We start from the raw sequence: 17,481 nt of genomic DNA, 5'->3' as shown, positions 1-17,481 counted from the left end.
TTTTCGTTTTTTGGACCCATAGCCTAAAACGAAAGCGATGAACAGGCGTCAGCGGCCCAAAAGAACCTCACCACTATGGACGAGAGGCAAGAAAGATCCGAGGAGATCAGCGCAAATTGCCGGCGATTTCCTTGATGACTGCGAACGCCATTTCGACGTCCCGAGCCGTGGAATCGAACTGGCCTGCCTGGAAACGAATGGCAAAGCGGCCCTCCACTTTCGTTTGTGTCAGATAGATGCGGCCATCATTGTTGATTGCGTTGAGCAGACGCTGATTGTGTTCGTCCGCGTCCACGCCCGCTGGCGCGCGATGGCGAAACGAAAAAAGCGAGAGCATCGGCTCGGTTACGAGTTCGAAATCCGGCTCGGCGGCAAGCCGGCGGGCAAGCTTTTCGCTCCATGCAACGTGGTTGCGGATCATCCGGCGCAAGGCTTCGAGCCCGTGCGCACGCAACAGGAACCACAGTTTCAGCGCGCGGAAGCGACGGCCGAGCGGGACCGACCATTCGGAATAGTTGACGATGCCGTCGTGGCCGTGGGTTTTGAGATACTCCGGCTTGATGGCCAGCGTGCGCACATGGCTTTCCGGATCGCGGATGAACTGGACCGAACAATCGAATTGCGCGCCAAGCCATTTGTGCGGATTGAAAACGATGGAATCCGCGCCTTCGACACCGGTCCAGAAATGCCGGTATTCAGGACAGATCATCGCCGAGCCCGCCCAGGCGGCATCGACATGGAGGTAGAGGCCGTGACGGCGCGCGATGTCGGCAACAGCGGCAATATCGTCAGTTGCGCCGACGCTGGTGCCGCCGACGCAAGCGATGATGCCTGCGGGAAGGAAGCCATTGGCCCGGTCTTCGACGATGGCGGCCTCAAGTGCCGCGGCATCCATCGAGCGCAGCGCGCCTTTGACAGGGATACGGACCAGATTTTCCTCGCCTACGCCGGACACCCAGATGGCGCGGTCAATCGAGGTATGGACCTGATCCGAAGAATAGATGCGAACGGCAGGCTGGCCGGCGAGCCCCTTCCTGTTGCCCTCCCAGGCAAGCGCGCGCTCGCGCATGGTGAGCACGGCAGCCAAGGTGGCTGACGACGCGGAATCCTGGATGACGCCGGAAAATCCTTCAGGCAGGCCAAGCGCCTGGCGCATCCAGTCGATGATGCGCATTTCAAGTTCGGTCGCTGCCGGCGAGGTCTGCCAGAGCATGCATTGCGCAGCCATGGCGGAAACCAGATATTCCGCGACGACAGACACGGGGGCCGCATTGGCGGGGAAATAGGCGAAGAAGCGCGGATGTTGCCAGTGGGTCATGCCCGGCACGATTGTCGCCTCGAAATCCGCGAAGATCTTTTCCATAGGCTCGCCATCTTCAGGCGGCGATGCCTCGATGGCGCGAAAGATTTCACCCGGCTCAGTGCTGGGCCTTACCGGCCGGTCACGCAAGGTTTCGCGATAGTCGGCGCCCCATTCGGCAGCACGGAGAGACCAATCACGAAACTCGTTGCCGTCCATCGCCGATCTCCAACTGTTTCTGCCTCAAGCCCGCGACTATTCGGGAAAGTCCGGCAATTGCTGGAACGCCGCCTTCAGCGCATCCGACCAGCCGCTCGAAATCGTACGGTAGTAGGGATCGTCCTGGCCGATGCGCTTCTTGACGCCGACTTTGAAGCTGTCCTTCTCGTAGAAGAGCAGATCGAGCGGCAATCCGACTGAAAGATTGGATTTGAGGGTGGAATCGAACGACACCAGCATGAGCTTGACGGTTTCGGCAAAGCTCATCGTACGCTCATAGGCCCTTACGATGATCGGCTTGCCGTATTTGGTTTCGCCAATCTGGAAGAACGGCGTGTCGTCGGTGGCCTCGATGAAATTGCCTTCCGGGTAGATCATGAACAGGCGCGGCAGCGAACCGCGTATCTGGCCGCCCAGAATGAAGGAGGCGTTGAAGTAGGCATCCGCCCGTTCGCCTTCGGGCGCGGAACTTGCGATCACTTCTTTGACCGTATCGCCGACCAGTCGCGCGGTCTGGTACATGGATGGCGTTTCGAGAACCGTGGCATGGCGATCTGCAACCGCCTTGCTGCGTTCGTCGAGCAGGCTGACAACGGCTTGCGTGGTAGCGAGATTGCCGGCCGTCATCAACACGATGACACGTTCGCCCGGCTGCTCCCAGACGTGCATCTTGCGATAGGTGGAGATGGAATCCATTCCGGCATTGGTGCGCGTGTCCGACATGAACACGAGCCCGCGGTCGATCTGCAATCCTACGCAATAGGTCATGGGCACTCTTCTGACATGATCTTGGCGCGGGAATTACTGCTCTACCGTGATCTGAACCGCAAGCCGTTCTTCGGCCTGTCCTAAACGGATTCCAGATATGGGCATGGCATCGTGGTAGTCGCGGCCGACAGCGATGCGTACGTAACGCTCGTCCGGTGAGATGCCGTTGGAAGCATCGAAACCGACCCAACCGAGCTTCGGCACATGCACTTCCGCCCATGCGTGGCTTGCGGTCTGCTCGATAGCGGCATTCATCATCAGGTAGCCGCTGATATAGCGCGCCGGGAAACCCATGTTGCGGGCGGCTGCGGCGAAGATGTGGCTATGGTCCTGGCAAACACCGGTGCCAAGTTCCAATGCGTCTTCGGCCGAGGTCTCGGTTGTCGTGCTGCCGATGGTGTATTTAACCCGGTCTCGAACCGTCATCATGAGGCGATGGAGTTTCTCGATATCGCTGCCGTCACCGATCGAAGCGACGAGTTCCTTTATTCCCTGCCCTGCCTTGGTCAGGCGCGTCTCATGGCAAAACAACCACAACGGCGCGAATCCGTACTGCGTGCCGTAGACGCCGGCGGTATCCTTGGTTTCAACTTCTCCGGCCACCTCAACGACAATGCGGTGAGGCTCTCCCTCGACGCTGATGAGGCGGGTGTCGTTGTCGAAATGATCCTTGAAACGGACTTCTTCGCGCGCGCCTTCGACGTTCAAATTCCACGAATGCACCTGCTGCGTCGGCCCGTTGACGGGCATGAGCCGCAAGCGCTGCAAGGCATAGTACACCGGCACGTCGTAATTGTATTCGGTCTTGTGGGTGATCTTCAGCCGCATTCCGAAGCCTCAATAGAACCGGTAGTCTTGCGCAATCTCGTTTCCGAGCCGCGTGTTGTCCCGGATGAAATCGCTCAGGAATTCATGCAAGCCTGCATCGAAAATATCCTTGATCGAACCGACCTTGAGCAAGGACCGCGTTTTCGTAGACGTTGCGTGGCAGGCGTGGCGCGCACCGTAGTCGTCGGCGAGCAGGTTGAGGTGTTCGGATATGAAGCGGTAGCAAAAGGCCAGCGAACGCGGCATTCGGCCGTTGAGGATCAGATAGTCGGCGATGTTGGACGGTTTGTAGGTCGCATCGTAGTTCCAGCGGTAGGATCGGTGCGCGGAAACCGAGCGCAGGATCGATTCCCACTGGTAGTTGTCCAGGGTCGAACCGACCCATGAAATCGACGGCAGAAGAACGTAATATTTGACGTCGAGGATGCGCGCCGTGTTGTCGGCGCGCTCGACATAGGTGCCGAGCTGCGAGAAGTCGAAAATCTCGTTGCGCAGCATGGTGCCGTAGAATGCGCCCCGGATCAGCGCCGTTTCGCGCTTGATCGCATCGAGCACCGCCGGCAGTTCACGTTCGTCGATGGGCTTGGCCAGCATGCGCTTCAACGCCATCCAGGCTTCGTTGATGCTTTCCCATGTCTCGCGCGTCAGCGCCGTGCGGACCATGCGGGCATTGGTGCGAGCGGTCTCGATGGACGACATCACCGATGACGGGTTGGAGACGTCGCGCAACAGGAAATCGGTGACATTGGCGGCGGTGTATTCGCTGTATTTGTTGGCGAACGCGACGTCCGAGCCGGAACTGATGATGACGGACGTCCACTCCTCGGACGCATCCTGCGTACGCGTCAGCGCCATGCGCAACCCGGCATCGACAAGGCGGGCCATGTTTTCGGCGCGCTCGATGTAGCGGTTCATCCAATAAAGGCCGTTGGCAGTACGCCCGAGCAGCATCAAATGGTCCCCTCGCCCGGCTTAATCATCGAGCACCCATGTATCCTTGGTGCCGCCGCCCTGAGATGAATTGACGACCAGCGAGCCTTCCTTGAGTGCAACCCGGGTCAAGCCACCGGGCACAAGCTGGATGCGGTCGGACACAAGCACGTAAGGGCGCAGATCGACGTGACGCGGCGCGAGGCCCTTTTCCGTCATGATAGGTACGGTGGAAAGCGCAAGCGTTGGCTGGGCGATGTAGTTGGAAGGGTTCGACGCCAGCTTGGCGGAGAAGTCCGCGCACTCCTTTTTCGTGGCGGCGGGGCCAACCAGCATGCCGTAGCCGCCGGAACCGTGGACTTCCTTGATGACCAGCTCGTGTATGTGTTCGAGAACGTATTTCAAGCTGTCCGGCTCCGAGCAGCGCCAAGTCGGGACGTTGCCGAGGATTGCCTTGCGCCCGGTGTAGAACTCCACGATTTCGGGCATGTAGGAATAGATCGCCTTATCGTCGGCGATACCGGTGCCGGGAGCGTTGGCAATGGTGATGTTGCCGGCGCGGTAGACGTCCATGATGCCGGGGACGCCCAGTGCCGAATCGGGATTGAAGGTCAGCGGATCGAGGAAGGCATCATCGACGCGGCGATAAAGCACGTCGATCTGCTTGTAGCCCTCGGTGGTGCGCATGGCGACGTGGCCATCGACGACACGCAAATCCTGCCCCTCGACTAGCTGCACGCCCATCTGGTCGGCAAGGAAGGCGTGTTCGAAATAGGCCGAATTGAAGCTTCCTGGCGTCAGCACCGCGATTGTCGGAGCATCGGTGGTTCGTTCAGGCCTGACTGCGGCCAGCGACTGGCGCAGCAACTGGGCATAGTTCTCGACCGGGCGAACCTTGATCTGCTGGAACAGCTCCGGGAAGAGCTGCATCATCGTCTCGCGGTTCTCGAGCATGTAGGACACGCCAGACGGCGTGCGCGCATTATCTTCCAGCACGTAGAATTCGTTCTCGCTGGTGCGGACAATATCGATGCCGATGATGTGTGTGTAGACGCCCGCCGGAGGCCGCACGCCGATCATTTCGGGCAGGAATGCTTCGTTGCGGGCGATCAGGTCTTTCGGCACACGACCGGCGCGCAGGATTTCCTGGCGATGATAAATGTCGTCCAGAAATGCGTTCAGCGCCTGTACGCGCTGCTCGATGCCCTGGGTGAGACGACGCCACTCCTGGCCTGAAATGATGCGCGGAACGATGTCGAACGGGATCAGGCGTTCCGATGCTTCCTGCTCGCCATAAACCGCGAAGGTGATGCCGGTCTTGCGAAAGACCCGCTCGGCATCTTCCATCTTCTGGGTAAGTCGGGCGGGGTCCTGCTCCTTGAGCCAACGATCATAAGCCGTGTAAGGCTTCCTGAGCCCGGATGTTTCCGGAAGCATCTCGTCGAATGCTGCCAAGCGCGTACTCCCCTGTAACGCCATTTGAAATGGCGTCGGAGCGGAAAAGCAAGCGCAATCGAAGGTTTATCGCGTCAGAAGCTGCACGAAGCGCACGATTGCCCGAATTTGAGGCGGCAAAACAGATTTTCAGGCAGGGCAAGACGCCCAAACGAGCAGCGACAGGGGTCAGAATGCCCGGAAGGTGACGGTCGTGAAGGTGTCCTTGATGCCCGGAATGATCTGTACCTTCTGGTTGACGAAGTGGCCGACGTCTTCCTCGTCATCGACATAGAATTTCGCCATCAGGTCGAACTGTCCGGCGGTGGAATAGATTTCGGACGCGATTTCGGCGTCGGCCAGTTCGCTGGCAACCTCATAGGCTTTGCCGAGGTCGCACTTGATCTGCACAAAAAACGTCTTCATCGCTCGTTCCGTTCGAAACCGCAGGTTGGTTTCGGCCCTTGTCGCAGACTGTCCGGCGGCTTTCAAGCTCAACAACTTTTCGTGCGGCGGTGAAACCTGCCGCGACGCTCGTTCGTATTGTATGATGTTGCGATTGACGGGCTGTGGGAGGGCCAGACATGCACCGCATTCTCATTGCGCTCACAGCGGCTTTTCTGGCGCTTGCCTCGCCGTGCTTTGCGGGAGAAGCGGAGGTGAAGGCAGCGCAGGACGTGATCGACAGCCAGCTTAAGGCCTTCATCGCCAATGACGGAGCGCGCGCCTACAGCTTCGCCGCGCCAAACATCAAACGATTGTTCCCGACCGCCGACGTTTTCATGGACATGGTGGGCAAGGGTTATGCGCCGGTGCGGCAGCCGAAAGGCTATTCATTCGGCAAGGTTCAGGAAATGGGACCGACTTCGATCGTGCAGCAAGTGCTGGTGACCGGGCCGGATGGCAAGGACTATGAGGCTGTCTATACGCTCGAACTACAGCCGGATGGCACTTACCGCATCACCGGATGCAGCCTGAGGGCGTCCAAGTCGCTGAGCACCTAGCCGCGGCAATCACAGCAGCGGGATGTCGCCGCGCGCCCAGCCTTCCGATATCTCGGCAGCACGAGCCTCGAATGCCTGCACCTCGATGGCATCGCGGATATCGCGCATGAGCTTCTGGTAGTAGGCCAGATTGTTCCAGGTAAGCAGCATGGCGCCCAGCGCCTCTTGCGACCGGACCAGATGGTGCAGATAGGCGCGCGAATAATCGCGGCTGGCCGGGCAATCGCTTTCCTCGTCCAACGGGCGGTGGTCGTCGGCATGGCGGGCGTTGCGAAGATTGACCTTGCCGCGGCGCGTGTAGGCAAGGCCGTGCCGCCCTGCCCTGGTCGGCATGACGCAATCGAACATGTCGATGCCACGCGCCACCGACTTCAGGATATCGTCCGGCGTGCCGACGCCCATCAGGTAGCGCGGCTTGTCCGACGGCAGGATCGGACAGGTGACGTCCAGCATCTCCAGCATCATCGCCTGCGGCTCGCCGACGGCCAGGCCGCCGACTGCGTAGCCTTTCAGGTTCATCGCCTTGAGGGCTTCAGCGGACCTTTCCCGCAAAGGGGCGTTGTCGCCACCCTGCACGATGCCGAACATCGCCTTGCCAGGCTGGTCACCGAAGGCAGTCTTGCAGCGCTCGGCCCAGCGCAGCGAAAGCTCCATCGCGCGCTCGATTTCCTTCAGCTCGGCGGGCAGCGCGGTGCACTCGTCAAGCTGCATCTGGATGTCGGAATTGAGCAGACCCTGGATTTCGATGGAGCGCTCCGGCGTCATTTCGTAGGCAGCGCCGTCGATATGAGAGCGGAAGGTGACACCGTGCTCAGTCAATTTTCTCAGCTTCGACAGCGACATGACCTGGAAGCCGCCGCTGTCAGTCAGGATCGGGCGCGGCCAACGGGCAAACTCATGCAGACCGCCCAAGCGCGCCACCCGCTCAGCGCCCGGCCTGAGCATAAGGTGATAGGTGTTGCCCAGGATGATGTCGGCACCGACGCCGCGCACCTGATCCATGTACATGGCCTTGACGGTGCCAGCCGTGCCGACAGGCATGAACGCCGGGGTGCGGACGGTTCCCAGCGGCATCGAGACTTCGCCGCGCCGGGCCTTGCCGTCGGTTGCGATGAGCGTGAATGAGAAATCGGTGGTCATGTCTGCTCCCTGAACAGGAGACTGGAGTCACCATAAGAATAGAAGCGGTAGCGGTTTTCAATGGCGTGCGTGTAAGCGCCGCGCATCGTTTCCAAGCCACTGAATGCCGACACAAGCATGAAAAGGGTCGATCGCGGCAGGTGGAAATTGGTCATCAACATATCGACCACCTTGAAACGGTAACCGGGCGTGATGAAAATGTCGGTCGGGCCGGACCATGCCTCTATCGTTCCGTCCTCGCGGGCAGCACTTTCGAGCAGCCGGAGCGAAGTGGTGCCGACGGCCACGATACGTCCGCCGGAGGCTCGTGCAGCGTTCAAGGCGGACGCGGTGGCGGCAGACACGACGCCGATTTCAGCGTGCATCTTGTGGTCTGCCGTATCGTCGGCCTTGACCGGCAGGAAGGTGCCGGCACCGACATGGAGTGTTACGAAGTGGCGCTTGATGCCCTTGGCATCCAAAGCGGCGAAAAGCTCCGGCGTGAAGTGGAGACCAGCCGTTGGAGCCGCCACCGCACCTTCCTCGCGGGCATAGATGGTCTGGTAGTCGCGGCGGTCGCGTTCGTCGTCGTCGCGCTTGGAGGCGATGTAAGGGGGCAGCGGAATGTGCCCGACTGCGTGTAGCGCCTCGTCGAGAAACGCGCCTGAAACATCGAAACCGAGCAGCACTTCGCCGCCCTCGCGCTTTTCGATGACGGTGGCGTCGAGCTGGCCGAGAAAGCAGGAATTGCCGTCATGGCCGAAATGGATGCGGTCGCCGGCAGCAACACGCTTGCCGGGGCGTACAAAGGCCGCCCATTGATCGGGCGCGGTGCGCATGTGCAGGGTGGCATCGACTTGCGCCACCGCGTCGCCGCGCCTGCGGATACCCTTCAATTGGGCGGGAATGACCTTGGTGTCGTTGAATACCAGCACATCGCCGGGGTTCAGCAGATCCGGCAAGTCCTGAACCGAAAGATCGCGAAGCCCGCTGCCAGGCTGAACTTCCAGCAGGCGGGCATGATCGCGCGGCTCCGCCGGCCTGAGCGCAATGCGTTCCTCGGGCAAATCGAAATCGAACAGGTCAACGCGCATTTTCAGTAGATCCGGATCAACACCACTCCGGCAAGCAGCAGCACGGCGCCGGCCACGCGGCCGAATGAAATTTCACGCACTGCAAGGCCGAGGAAACCAATGCGATCAACCAATATGCCCGCCAACAGCTGCCCCGCAACCGCGAAACCCATGGTGGCGGCGGCGCCAAGCCGTGGCGTGAGGATGATAGCGGCGGTGATATAGGCTGCGCCAAGGCAGCCGCCGGCAAAGAACATCCAAAGCGGCGGAACCCGCCAGCCAATGGAAACGCCTTGGGCCTGTGAAACGACCGCCGAAACCAAGGCCAAAACCACCGCACCGGCAAAAAACGAAGAGGCCGCGGCTGCCACCGGCAGGCCGAGGCCTTTGCTGAGAGCCGCATTGATGGGAGCCTGGATGGCAAGGAAAGCCCCTGCCGCCACGCCCAAAGCTCCCCAAAGCAGGCTCCAGATCATTTGGCGGTCAAGCCGCCACGTCGGCGGCAACCTTGAGCGACACGATCTTGTCGGGATCCTGTACCGGCTCGCCGCGCTTGATCTGGTCGACGTTATCCATGCCTTCGATGACCTGGCCCCAGACCGTGTACTGGCGATTGAGAAAGGAGGCATCATCGAAGCAGATGAAGAATTGCGAATTGGCCGAGTTCGGGTTCTGGGCACGCGCCATGGAGCAGGTGCCGCGGCCGTGGTTGGCGTTGGAGAATTCGGCCTTCAGGTCCGGCTTGTCGGAACCGCCCATGCCAGCACGGCCTGGGTTGAAGTCCTTGCCGCCCGACTTGCCGAACTTGACGTCGCCGGTCTGGGCCATGAAGCCGTCGATGACGCGATGGAAGACAACGCCGTCATAAGCGCCTTCGCGGGCCAGTTCCTTGATGCGGCCGACGTGGCCGGGAGCCAGATCGGGGAACAGTTCGATAACGACCTTACCCTTGGTCGTCTCCATGATGAGCGCGTTCTCGCGGTCCTTGATTTCAGCCATGTGCAATAATCCCTGTTGAATCCGGTTACTTGTTGTCGGAAGCGATGCGCACCTTGATCATGCGGTCGGGGTCGGTCACCGACCCGTTTTGCGCATCGTCGCCCTTCTTGATGTTGTCTACGAGTTCCATGCCGCTCTCGACCTGACCGACGACGGTGTATTGGCCATTGAGCGAGTCAGCCGGCGCAAACATGATGAAGAACTGCGAATTGGCGGAGTTCGGGTCCTGGGCGCGCGCCATGCCGACGATGCCGCGCACATAGGGTTCGTTGGAGAATTCGGCAGGCAGGTCGGGAAGCTGCGAGCCGCCGGTGCCGGCAGCACCCGCATTGTAGCCGTCATTCATGTCGCCATACTGGACATCGCCGGTCTGGGCCATGAAGCCGTTGATGACGCGATGGAAAGCAACGTTGTCGTAAGCGCCTTCGCGGACCAGCTTCTTGATCTGCTCGACATGCTTGGGCGCAAGATCGGGCCTGAGCGCAATCGTGACGTCACCGTCCTTCAAGGTGATGATCATCGTGTTTTCAGGATCGGCGGCAAAAGCCGGGAGCGAGAAAGTGGCAAGGCCGGTAAACAGGGCAGCCAGCGCCAGGAATTTCCTGCGATACATGGATGGGTCTCCGAAGGGCTATTTCGCGAATTTGGCGACGAGCGGAGCGACCACCGCTGCCGGAACGAAGGGGCGAATATCTCCGCCCATGGAAGCGATCTGGCGCACGAGTGTGGCGGTAATGGTTCGCACCGACGGGCTGGCTGGCAGGAAAACGGTCTGGAGATCGGGCGCCATGGTTTCGTTCATGCCTGCCATCTGCATTTCGTAGTCGAGGTCGGTGCCGTCACGCAGGCCGCGGATCATGATCGAAGCGCCTTCGCGCCGCGCCGCATCGACCACCAGACCATCGAAGGAAACGACCTTTATGCGGTCGCCGTCCTTGCCCAATTCGTCCCTGGCCACCTTTTCGATCAGCGCCACCCGCTCCTCGAACGAGAACAGCGGCTTCTTGCCGGGGTGGATGCCGATTGCCGCATAAACCCGGTCCGCAACGGCCAACGAAGCCTTGAGCACGTCCAGATGGCCGTTGGTCAAAGGGTCGAAGGAGCCAGCGTAGATGGCGATGCGTTCAGTCATGGCAAGTGCTTCTAAAGATACGCCCGCCCAAAGGCAAACCCGTTCGCACGTATTCCGGCGCTTTCAGCCTTCATGAACGGCCGATGAATACCCCGCTCAGCACCCATTCAAGCCGCCATCACCACAGTGTGAGCAAGGATGGCTGAAACCAAAGCGCGATTCATGCGTTCCAATATCAGGAGATACGCTGATGATGATCTACATGCTCGCCACCGCAATGACCGTAGCAATGCTGATCGCAACCGCTTTCGGCCTGCATCAGGAAGCTGAACGTGCCCGCGCAAGGAGCACGAAACGCATCGACGCATTTGCGTCTCGCCCACGCCAACCCCGGCATTTTTAGGCAAGATCAGGACTTGTTTAGGCCAAATCAGGGCTTGGCGGACCAAGCCCTGAGACGCTAGCCGATATCGGGCTGTTCGCCGGCCGGACCGGCTTCGGTATTGCCCTCGACACCCTCGGCATCGCCATTGGGTTCTTCTTCGTCAGAGCCAGGTTCCGAAATCCGTTCGACCGAAACGACCTTCTCGCCTTCAGCGGTGTTGAAAATCGTGACGCCCTTGGTTGCGCGGCTGGCAAAGCGAATACCTGAGACTGGCACCCGGATGACCTGCCCGCCGTCGGAAACCAGCATGATCTGGTCGTCTCCACCTACCGGGAAAGCCGCGACCAGCCGGCCAATCTCGTCCACTTTGCCAACGTCGGTTGCCCTAATGCCCTTGCCGCCGCGATTGGTCAGGCGGAAATCATAGGACGACGACCGCTTGCCGTAGCCATATTCGGTTACGGTAAGGACAAATTGCTCGCGCTCCTTGAGGTGGAGGTAGCGTTCTTCCGAAAGCTGGGCTTCCTCCGAAATCTCCTCATTCGTCAGAGCGATCTCGTCCTCGTCCGCACCCGCCAATCGGCGCTCGCTGGTCGCGCGCTTCAGATATTCGGCGCGCTCCGCCGGCGTCGCCTCGACATGCTCGATAATCGTCATGGAAATGGCGCGGTCGCTATCGCCAAGCGTCATGCCGCGCACGCCTTGCGACGAACGGCTGGCGAAGACGCGAACGTCGTCGACACGGAAGCGGATGCACTGGCCGCTGTCGGCGGTCAGCAACACGTCGTCATTGTCGGTGCAGGTTTCCACCGCGAGGATGGAATCGCCCTCCTCGTCGAACTTCATCGCAATCTTGCCGTTGCGCTTCACATCGGCAAAGTCGGACAGCTTGTTGCGACGCACGGTGCCGCGCGTCGTTGCAAACATGACGTCGAGCTTGTCCCACTCGCTCTCGTCCGGCAGGGAGAGGATCGCCGTAATGCGATCGCCATCGTCCATCGGCAGCATGTTGCGCAGGAATTTGCCCTTTGACTGGGGCGTGCCGATGGGCAGGCGCCAGACCTTTTCCTTGTAGACGATGCCGCGGGAGGAAAAGAACAGGATCGGCGTGTGCGTATTGGCCACGAACAGGCGATTGACGAAATCCGTGTCCTTCGTCGCCATACCCGAACGGCCCTTGCCGCCACGCGCCTGCGCCCGATAGATCGCCAGCGGCACGCGCTTGATGTAGCCCTCATGGGTCACGGTAACGACCATGTCCTCGCGGGCGATGAGGTCCTCGTCCTCCATGTCCGCGCCGCCATCGGCAAGCTCGGTGCGGCGCGGCGTGCCGAATTCGTCACGCACGGCAGCCAGTTCTTCCTTGACGATCTGCTGGATGCGAGCGCGCGACGACAGGATGTCGAGGTAGTCCTTGATCTCGTCGCCGATGGTGTTCAACTCGTCGGCGATCTCGTCACGTCCGAGCGCCGTCAGGCGCTGCAGGCGCAGTTCGAGGATGGCACGGGCCTGTTCTTCTGAAAGGTTGTAGGTCCCGTCGTCGTTGATGCGGTGGCGCGGATCGTCGATCAGGCGGATCAACGCCTCGACGTCAGATGCCGGCCAGCGCCGCTCCATCAACTGTTCGCGCGCCGTCTGGGGATCGGGCGCAACACGGATCAGCTTGATGACTTCATCAATATTGGCAACGGCGATGGCAAGGCCAACGAGGACGTGGGCCCGGTCTCGCGCCTTGCGCAGCAGGAACTTGGTACGACGGCTGATGACTTCCTCGCGGAAGGACACGAACGCCTTCAGCATGTCGATCAGCGTCAGCACTTCCGGCTTGCCGCCATTCAGAGCAACCACATTCGCGCCGAACGAGGTTTGCAGCGGCGTGTAGCGGTAGAGCTGGTTGAGGATCACCTCGGCATTGGCATCGCGCTTCAGCTCGATGACGACGCGGTAGCCCTGCCGATCGCTTTCGTCACGGATGTCGGAGATGCCTTCGACGCGCTTGTCGCGCACCAATTCGGCCATCTTCTCGATCATCGTCGACTTGTTCACCTGGAAGGGAACTTCGGTGATGACGATAGCTTCGCGGTCGCCGCGCATCTCCTCGACATGCACCTTGCCGCGCATGATGATGGAGCCGCGACCCGTCGAATAGGCGCTGTAAATGCCGGAGCGGCCAAGAACGATACCGCCGGTGGGGAAATCCGGCCCCGGAATGATGTCCATCAGGTCGGTCAGGTCGATGGCCGGATTGTCGATGATGGCAATCGCGCCGTTACAGACTTCGATCAAATTGTGCGGCGGAATGTTGGTGGCCATGCCTACGGCAATGCCGCCCGAGCCGTTGACCAGAAGATTCGGGAAACGCGCCGGCAGGACGCGCGGCTCCTGCCCCGACGCGTCATAGGTATCCTGGAAATCGACGGTTTCCTTGTCGATGTCTTCCAGAAGTTCATGCGCGACCTTGGTGAGGCGCGCTTCGGTGTAGCGCATCGCCGCCGGCGGATCGCCGTCGATAGAGCCGAAATTGCCCTGCCCGTCGATAAGCGGGACGCGCATCGACCAGTCCTGGGCCATGCGCACCAAGGCGTCATAGATCGAGGCGTCGCCGTGCGGGTGGTATTTACCCATCACGTCGGCGACGGGACGGGCCGACTTCACATATTTGCGGTTCCAGTGGTAACCGCTCTCATGCGCGGCATAGAGGATGCGCCGGTGCACCGGCTTCAAGCCGTCGCGAACGTCGGGCAACGCACGGCTCACGATCACGCTCATTGCGTAGTCGAGATAGGAGCGCTGCATCTCCTCGATGATGGATATCGGCTCGATGCCGGAAGGGCCGCCGTCGGCGTCGCGCGGTGTGTTCTGGTCGGTCAAATCGGATCACGCAGTCTTGGGAATCACTTTATTCTTATATAGGAACGCCGCCGGATTCTCCAACAGCCAGCGATCTTTTCCAACGCTGAATTTCTCCAATATTTCAATTGGATATGCCTTATTGTCCTAAATGCTGATGAAATATTCGGGCCGACTTGCGAAACGTTCCGCAATCTTCACGAAGATCGATGCGAACCGCCCGCTGGCGTCCAGCCGCAGACCACGCTAATTTAGGTTGCAGGGGGAGCAACCGATGCCGAGTTTCGATAGTCTTTTCAACGCCTTCGTTACCATCCTCGTGACCATCGACCCGCCGGGCCTCGCGCCGCTCTTTCTCGCAGTCACACACGGCATGAACCGGCAGCAGCGCCAGCAAGTGTCGATCCGCGCCAGCATCATCGGCTTCGCGGTCATGGCGCTTTTCGCCATTGCCGGAGCGTCGATCCTGTCCGTGTTCGGCATAACCTTGCCCGCCTTCCGGGTCGCCGGCGGCTTCTTGCTGTTCTTCATCGCTTTCGAGATGGTTTTCGAGCGCAGGCAGGACCGCAAGGAGAAGATCTCCGACGTAGCGATCACCCGCGACCACATCCAGAACATCGCAGCCTTCCCGCTGGCGATCCCACTGATTGCCGGGCCGGGTGCGATCTCGGCCACCGTGCTGCTGTCGGGTTCGTTCCAAGGCTTTGCGGCGCAGGCGGCCCTGGTCGGCATCATCTTCATCTGCCTGGCAATCACCTACCTGGTGTTCGTTCTTTCCGAGCGCATCGACCGCATCCTCGGTCATACGGGTCGCTCGATCCTGACGCGCCTGCTCGGCGTGATCCTGGCGGCGCTCGCCGTGCAGTTCGTAGCCGACGGCGTAAAAGCGCTGATGGCGGGCTGAAGTAATACCTTAGTATTATGACTTAAGACTCATATTCCAAAGCCCAATTGAGGATTCCGCGCCGTCGGATACCGTCTGGCCACCTGCGATGCCTCGGGAGGAAGTCGCCGGCGCACAACCTTATGGGAGGATTTTGATGTCCAAGTTTATCATGACGCGTCGTGGCCTGTTGCGGGCTGGCGCGGCGTCGGGCGTAGCGCTCGCCGCACCTATGCACTTCATTCGCGGCGCATATGCCGAGGATATTTCGTGCAACATGCCCAAGGGCGACACCGTTACTTTCGGCTGGAGCGTACCGCTGACCGGCCCCTACGCAGATGAAGGCGCGGACGAACTGAAGGCGTTCCAGCTTGCCGTGAAGCACCTCAACGGCGAGGGCGACGGCGGCATGATCCCGACGATGAAGCCTGCCGCGCTGAAGGGCAACGGCATCCTCGGCAAGAAGGTCGCACAGGTCCACGGCGATTCGCAGACCAAGACGGACGCCGCACGCGACAACTCCAAGCGCATGATCGAACGCGACGGCGCGATCATGATTTCCGGCGGATCGTCCTCGGCCGAAGCCATTGCCGTGCAGAGCCTTTGCCAGGACATGGGCGTCATCCACATGTCCGGCCTGACCCACTCCAACGACACGACCGGCAAGGACAAGAAGCGCTACGGCTTCCGCCACTTCTTCAACGCCTACCAGTCGGGCGTGGCGCTCGGCCCGGTCATCGGCGAAGCCTATGGCAAGGACCGCAAGGCCTACCACCTGACCGCCGACTACACATGGGGCTGGACGCAGGAAGAATCGATGAAGGCCGCCACCGAGGCGCTCGGCTGGCAGACGGTTGCCGCCGTTCGCACGCCGCTCGGCTCGGCCGACTTCTCGCAGTACATCACGCCGGTGCTGAATTCGGGCGCCGACGTGCTGATCCTGAACCACTACGGCAAGGACATGGTGAACTCGCTGACGCAGGCGGTTCAGTTCGGCCTGCGCGACAAGGAAGTGAACGGCAAGAAGTTCGAAATCGTGGTGCCGCTGTTCTCCGAATTGATGGCGCAGGGCGCCGGCGATGCGGTCAAGGGCATCTACGGCACCAGCAACTGGGACTGGAAACTGGACGACGATGCGACCAAGGCATTCACCAAGTCGTTCGGCCAGGAATATGGTGCACCGCCTTCGCAGGCCGCGCACACCTGCTACGTCCAGGCTCTGCTCTACGCTGACGCCTGCGAGCGCGCCGGCACCTTCTTCGCTCCTGCCGTGATCAAGGCGCTCGAGGGCTTCGAGTTCGACGGTCTCGGCAATGGTTCGACGCTCTACCGCGCCGAGGACCACCAGTGCATGAAGTCGTGCCTGGTCGTGCAGGGCAAGGAAAACCCGAAGGACAAGTACGACCTCATGGAGATCGTCAAGGTCATTCCGCGCGAGGCGACCACCTACGATCCAGCGATCTTCGGCGGCGAGCTCGGCCCGTCCGACGCCAAGCAGTGCTAACCGCATAACGCCTCAATACACCCGGCCGCTCCACGGCGGCCGGGTTCGCTATCGGGCACATTAACCTCGTTCACAGGCTGGTGGGCATGGACGCTATTCTGCTGCAAATTCTGAACGGCCTCGACAAGGGCGGCGCTTATGCGCTGATCGCGCTTGGCCTGACCCTCGTCTTCGGCACGCTTGGCGTCGTGAACTTCGCCCACGGCGCGCTGTTCATGCTGGGCGCATTCTGTGCCGTCACCTTCAACAAGCTGCTCAATCTCGAGAGCGTGGTGATCGACCCCACCCAGAAAACCGCATGGGGCACGCCGCTTGAAGTCCGCACGCCTTACATCGAAGCGTGGCTCGGCGACTTCGGCAAATATCTGCACGACTATTCGGTCCCCGCGTCGATCCTGCTCGCCATACCTGTGATGCTGATCATCGGCATCGTCATGGAACGCGGCCTGATCCGCTACTTCTACAAGCGCCCGCATGCCGACCAGATCCTGGTGACCTTCGGGCTGGCCATCGTCATCCAGGAAATCATCAAGCACTTCTTCGGCGCGAACCCAATTCCGCAGCCGGCCCCCATGGCCTTCGGCGGCACAGCCTATGTCGGCGAATTCCTCGGCATGGGGCAGACGCTCGCCTATCCGTGGTGGCGCATCATCTACTTCCTGTTCTCGCTCGGCATTATCGGCGCCGTCTTCGCCTTCCTGCAATTCACCACCTACGGCATGGTGGTTCGGGCCGGCATGCGCGACCGTGAGACGGTCGGACTGCTTGGCATCGACATCGAGCGGCGTTTCACCGTTGTGTTCGGACTGGCAGCCGTCGTCGCCGGCGTGGCGGGCGTGATGTACACGCCGATCCTGCCTCCAGACTACCACATGGGCATGGAGTTCCTGGTGCTGTCCTTCGTCGTCGTGGTCGTCGGCGGCATGGGATCGCTCGGCGGTGCGGTCGCAGCCGGCTTCCTGCTCGGCATCCTGCAATCCTTTGCCTCGATGAACGAGGTGAAGGCGATTATTCCCGGTATCGATCAGATCATCATCTACCTTGTCGCCGTCGTCATCCTGTTGACGCTGCCGCGAGGCCTGATGGGTCGCAAAGGCGTGATGGAGGACTGAT

General features: G+C 60.7%; 18 protein-coding genes. 5 read left to right on the top strand and 13 right to left on the bottom strand.

The annotated features are described in order from the left end of the window. Positions 1–106: 106 nt before the first annotated feature. From ACODTY_RS17490 to ACODTY_RS17465, 6 genes are all read right to left on the bottom strand, one after another. Positions 107–1,519, bottom strand: a complete 1,413-nt coding sequence (locus ACODTY_RS17490; RefSeq protein ID WP_488995483.1) for a pyridoxal phosphate-dependent decarboxylase family protein — start codon at positions 1,517–1,519, stop codon at positions 107–109. Positions 1,520–1,555: 36 nt separating this feature from the next. Then, entirely contained in the window at positions 1,556–2,287 is a 732-nt protein-coding gene (locus ACODTY_RS17485; RefSeq protein WP_488995482.1) for a proteasome-type protease, read from the bottom strand. Positions 2,288–2,320: 33 nt separating this feature from the next. Then, positions 2,321–3,115: a transglutaminase family protein gene (locus tag ACODTY_RS17480; protein WP_488995481.1), complete on the bottom strand. Its 795-nt coding sequence runs from the start codon at positions 3,113–3,115 to the stop codon at positions 2,321–2,323. 9 nt (positions 3,116–3,124) lie between these two features. Beyond that, positions 3,125–4,066, bottom strand: a complete 942-nt coding sequence (locus tag ACODTY_RS17475) for an alpha-E domain-containing protein (protein ID WP_488995480.1) — start codon at positions 4,064–4,066, stop codon at positions 3,125–3,127. A 21-nt stretch (positions 4,067–4,087) separates the two neighbouring features. Further along, on the bottom strand, positions 4,088–5,500 hold the full coding sequence (locus ACODTY_RS17470; RefSeq protein WP_488995479.1) for a circularly permuted type 2 ATP-grasp protein: 1,413 nt from the start codon (positions 5,498–5,500) through the stop codon (positions 4,088–4,090). Positions 5,501–5,668: 168 nt separating this feature from the next. Next, entirely contained in the window at positions 5,669–5,905 is a 237-nt protein-coding gene (locus tag ACODTY_RS17465) for an Lrp/AsnC ligand binding domain-containing protein (RefSeq protein WP_488995478.1), read from the bottom strand. Between the two features lie 158 nt (positions 5,906–6,063). Between ACODTY_RS17465 and ACODTY_RS17460 the strand changes: the two genes are divergently transcribed. Further along, positions 6,064–6,483, top strand: a complete 420-nt coding sequence (locus ACODTY_RS17460) for a DUF4864 domain-containing protein (protein WP_488995477.1) — start codon at positions 6,064–6,066, stop codon at positions 6,481–6,483. A gap of 9 nt (positions 6,484–6,492) precedes the next feature. Here ACODTY_RS17460 and tgt read toward each other — a convergent pair whose 3' ends face one another. Genes tgt through coaD form a run of 6 tightly spaced genes read right to left on the bottom strand, consistent with a single transcriptional unit; the run spans position 6,493 to position 10,806 of the window. Further along, on the bottom strand, positions 6,493–7,623 hold the full coding sequence (tgt, locus tag ACODTY_RS17455; protein WP_488995476.1) for a tRNA guanosine(34) transglycosylase Tgt: 1,131 nt from the start codon (positions 7,621–7,623) through the stop codon (positions 6,493–6,495). Next, on the bottom strand, positions 7,620–8,696 hold the full coding sequence (gene queA, locus ACODTY_RS17450; protein WP_488995475.1) for a tRNA preQ1(34) S-adenosylmethionine ribosyltransferase-isomerase QueA: 1,077 nt from the start codon (positions 8,694–8,696) through the stop codon (positions 7,620–7,622). The genes tgt and queA overlap by 4 nt, the downstream gene beginning before the upstream one ends. Before the next feature lie 2 nt (positions 8,697–8,698). Next, positions 8,699–9,151 (bottom strand): DMT family transporter, encoded by a 453-nt coding sequence (locus tag ACODTY_RS17445; RefSeq protein ID WP_488995474.1) that lies wholly within the window; start codon positions 9,149–9,151, stop codon positions 8,699–8,701. Positions 9,152–9,158: 7 nt separating this feature from the next. Next, positions 9,159–9,674, bottom strand: a complete 516-nt coding sequence (locus ACODTY_RS17440) for a peptidylprolyl isomerase (protein WP_488995473.1) — start codon at positions 9,672–9,674, stop codon at positions 9,159–9,161. A gap of 25 nt (positions 9,675–9,699) precedes the next feature. Then, positions 9,700–10,287, bottom strand: a complete 588-nt coding sequence (locus ACODTY_RS17435; protein ID WP_488995472.1) for a peptidylprolyl isomerase — start codon at positions 10,285–10,287, stop codon at positions 9,700–9,702. An 18-nt stretch (positions 10,288–10,305) separates the two neighbouring features. Further along, on the bottom strand, positions 10,306–10,806 hold the full coding sequence (coaD, locus tag ACODTY_RS17430; RefSeq protein ID WP_488995471.1) for a pantetheine-phosphate adenylyltransferase: 501 nt from the start codon (positions 10,804–10,806) through the stop codon (positions 10,306–10,308). A gap of 190 nt (positions 10,807–10,996) precedes the next feature. Here coaD and ACODTY_RS17425 point away from each other — a divergent pair, with 190 nt between their 5' ends. Next, positions 10,997–11,149: a hypothetical protein gene (locus ACODTY_RS17425; protein WP_488995470.1), complete on the top strand. Its 153-nt coding sequence runs from the start codon at positions 10,997–10,999 to the stop codon at positions 11,147–11,149. A 57-nt stretch (positions 11,150–11,206) separates the two neighbouring features. Here ACODTY_RS17425 and gyrA read toward each other — a convergent pair whose 3' ends face one another. After that, positions 11,207–14,002, bottom strand: coding sequence for a DNA gyrase subunit A (gyrA, locus tag ACODTY_RS17420; protein WP_488995469.1), 2,796 nt, complete (start codon positions 14,000–14,002; stop codon positions 11,207–11,209). A 253-nt stretch (positions 14,003–14,255) separates the two neighbouring features. Between gyrA and ACODTY_RS17415 the strand changes: the two genes are divergently transcribed. The 3 genes from ACODTY_RS17415 to ACODTY_RS17405 all read left to right on the top strand — a co-directional run bounded on the left by ACODTY_RS17415 (position 14,256) and on the right by ACODTY_RS17405 (position 17,480). Beyond that, the gene (locus tag ACODTY_RS17415) at positions 14,256–14,885 is read left to right on the top strand and encodes a MarC family protein (RefSeq protein WP_488995468.1); all 630 of its coding nucleotides are present in this window, start codon (positions 14,256–14,258) and stop codon (positions 14,883–14,885) included. 136 nt (positions 14,886–15,021) lie between these two features. Then, on the top strand, positions 15,022–16,368 hold the full coding sequence (locus ACODTY_RS17410; protein ID WP_488995467.1) for a substrate-binding protein: 1,347 nt from the start codon (positions 15,022–15,024) through the stop codon (positions 16,366–16,368). Positions 16,369–16,454: 86 nt separating this feature from the next. After that, complete coding sequence (locus ACODTY_RS17405; RefSeq protein WP_056244636.1) at positions 16,455–17,480, top strand: branched-chain amino acid ABC transporter permease; 1,026 nt, start codon at positions 16,455–16,457, stop codon at positions 17,478–17,480. Position 17,481 lies beyond the last annotated feature (1 nt).

Source organism: Mesorhizobium sp. FG116, from assembly GCF_057809835.1.
This window is presented reverse-complemented; position numbering and strand designations above follow the sequence as displayed.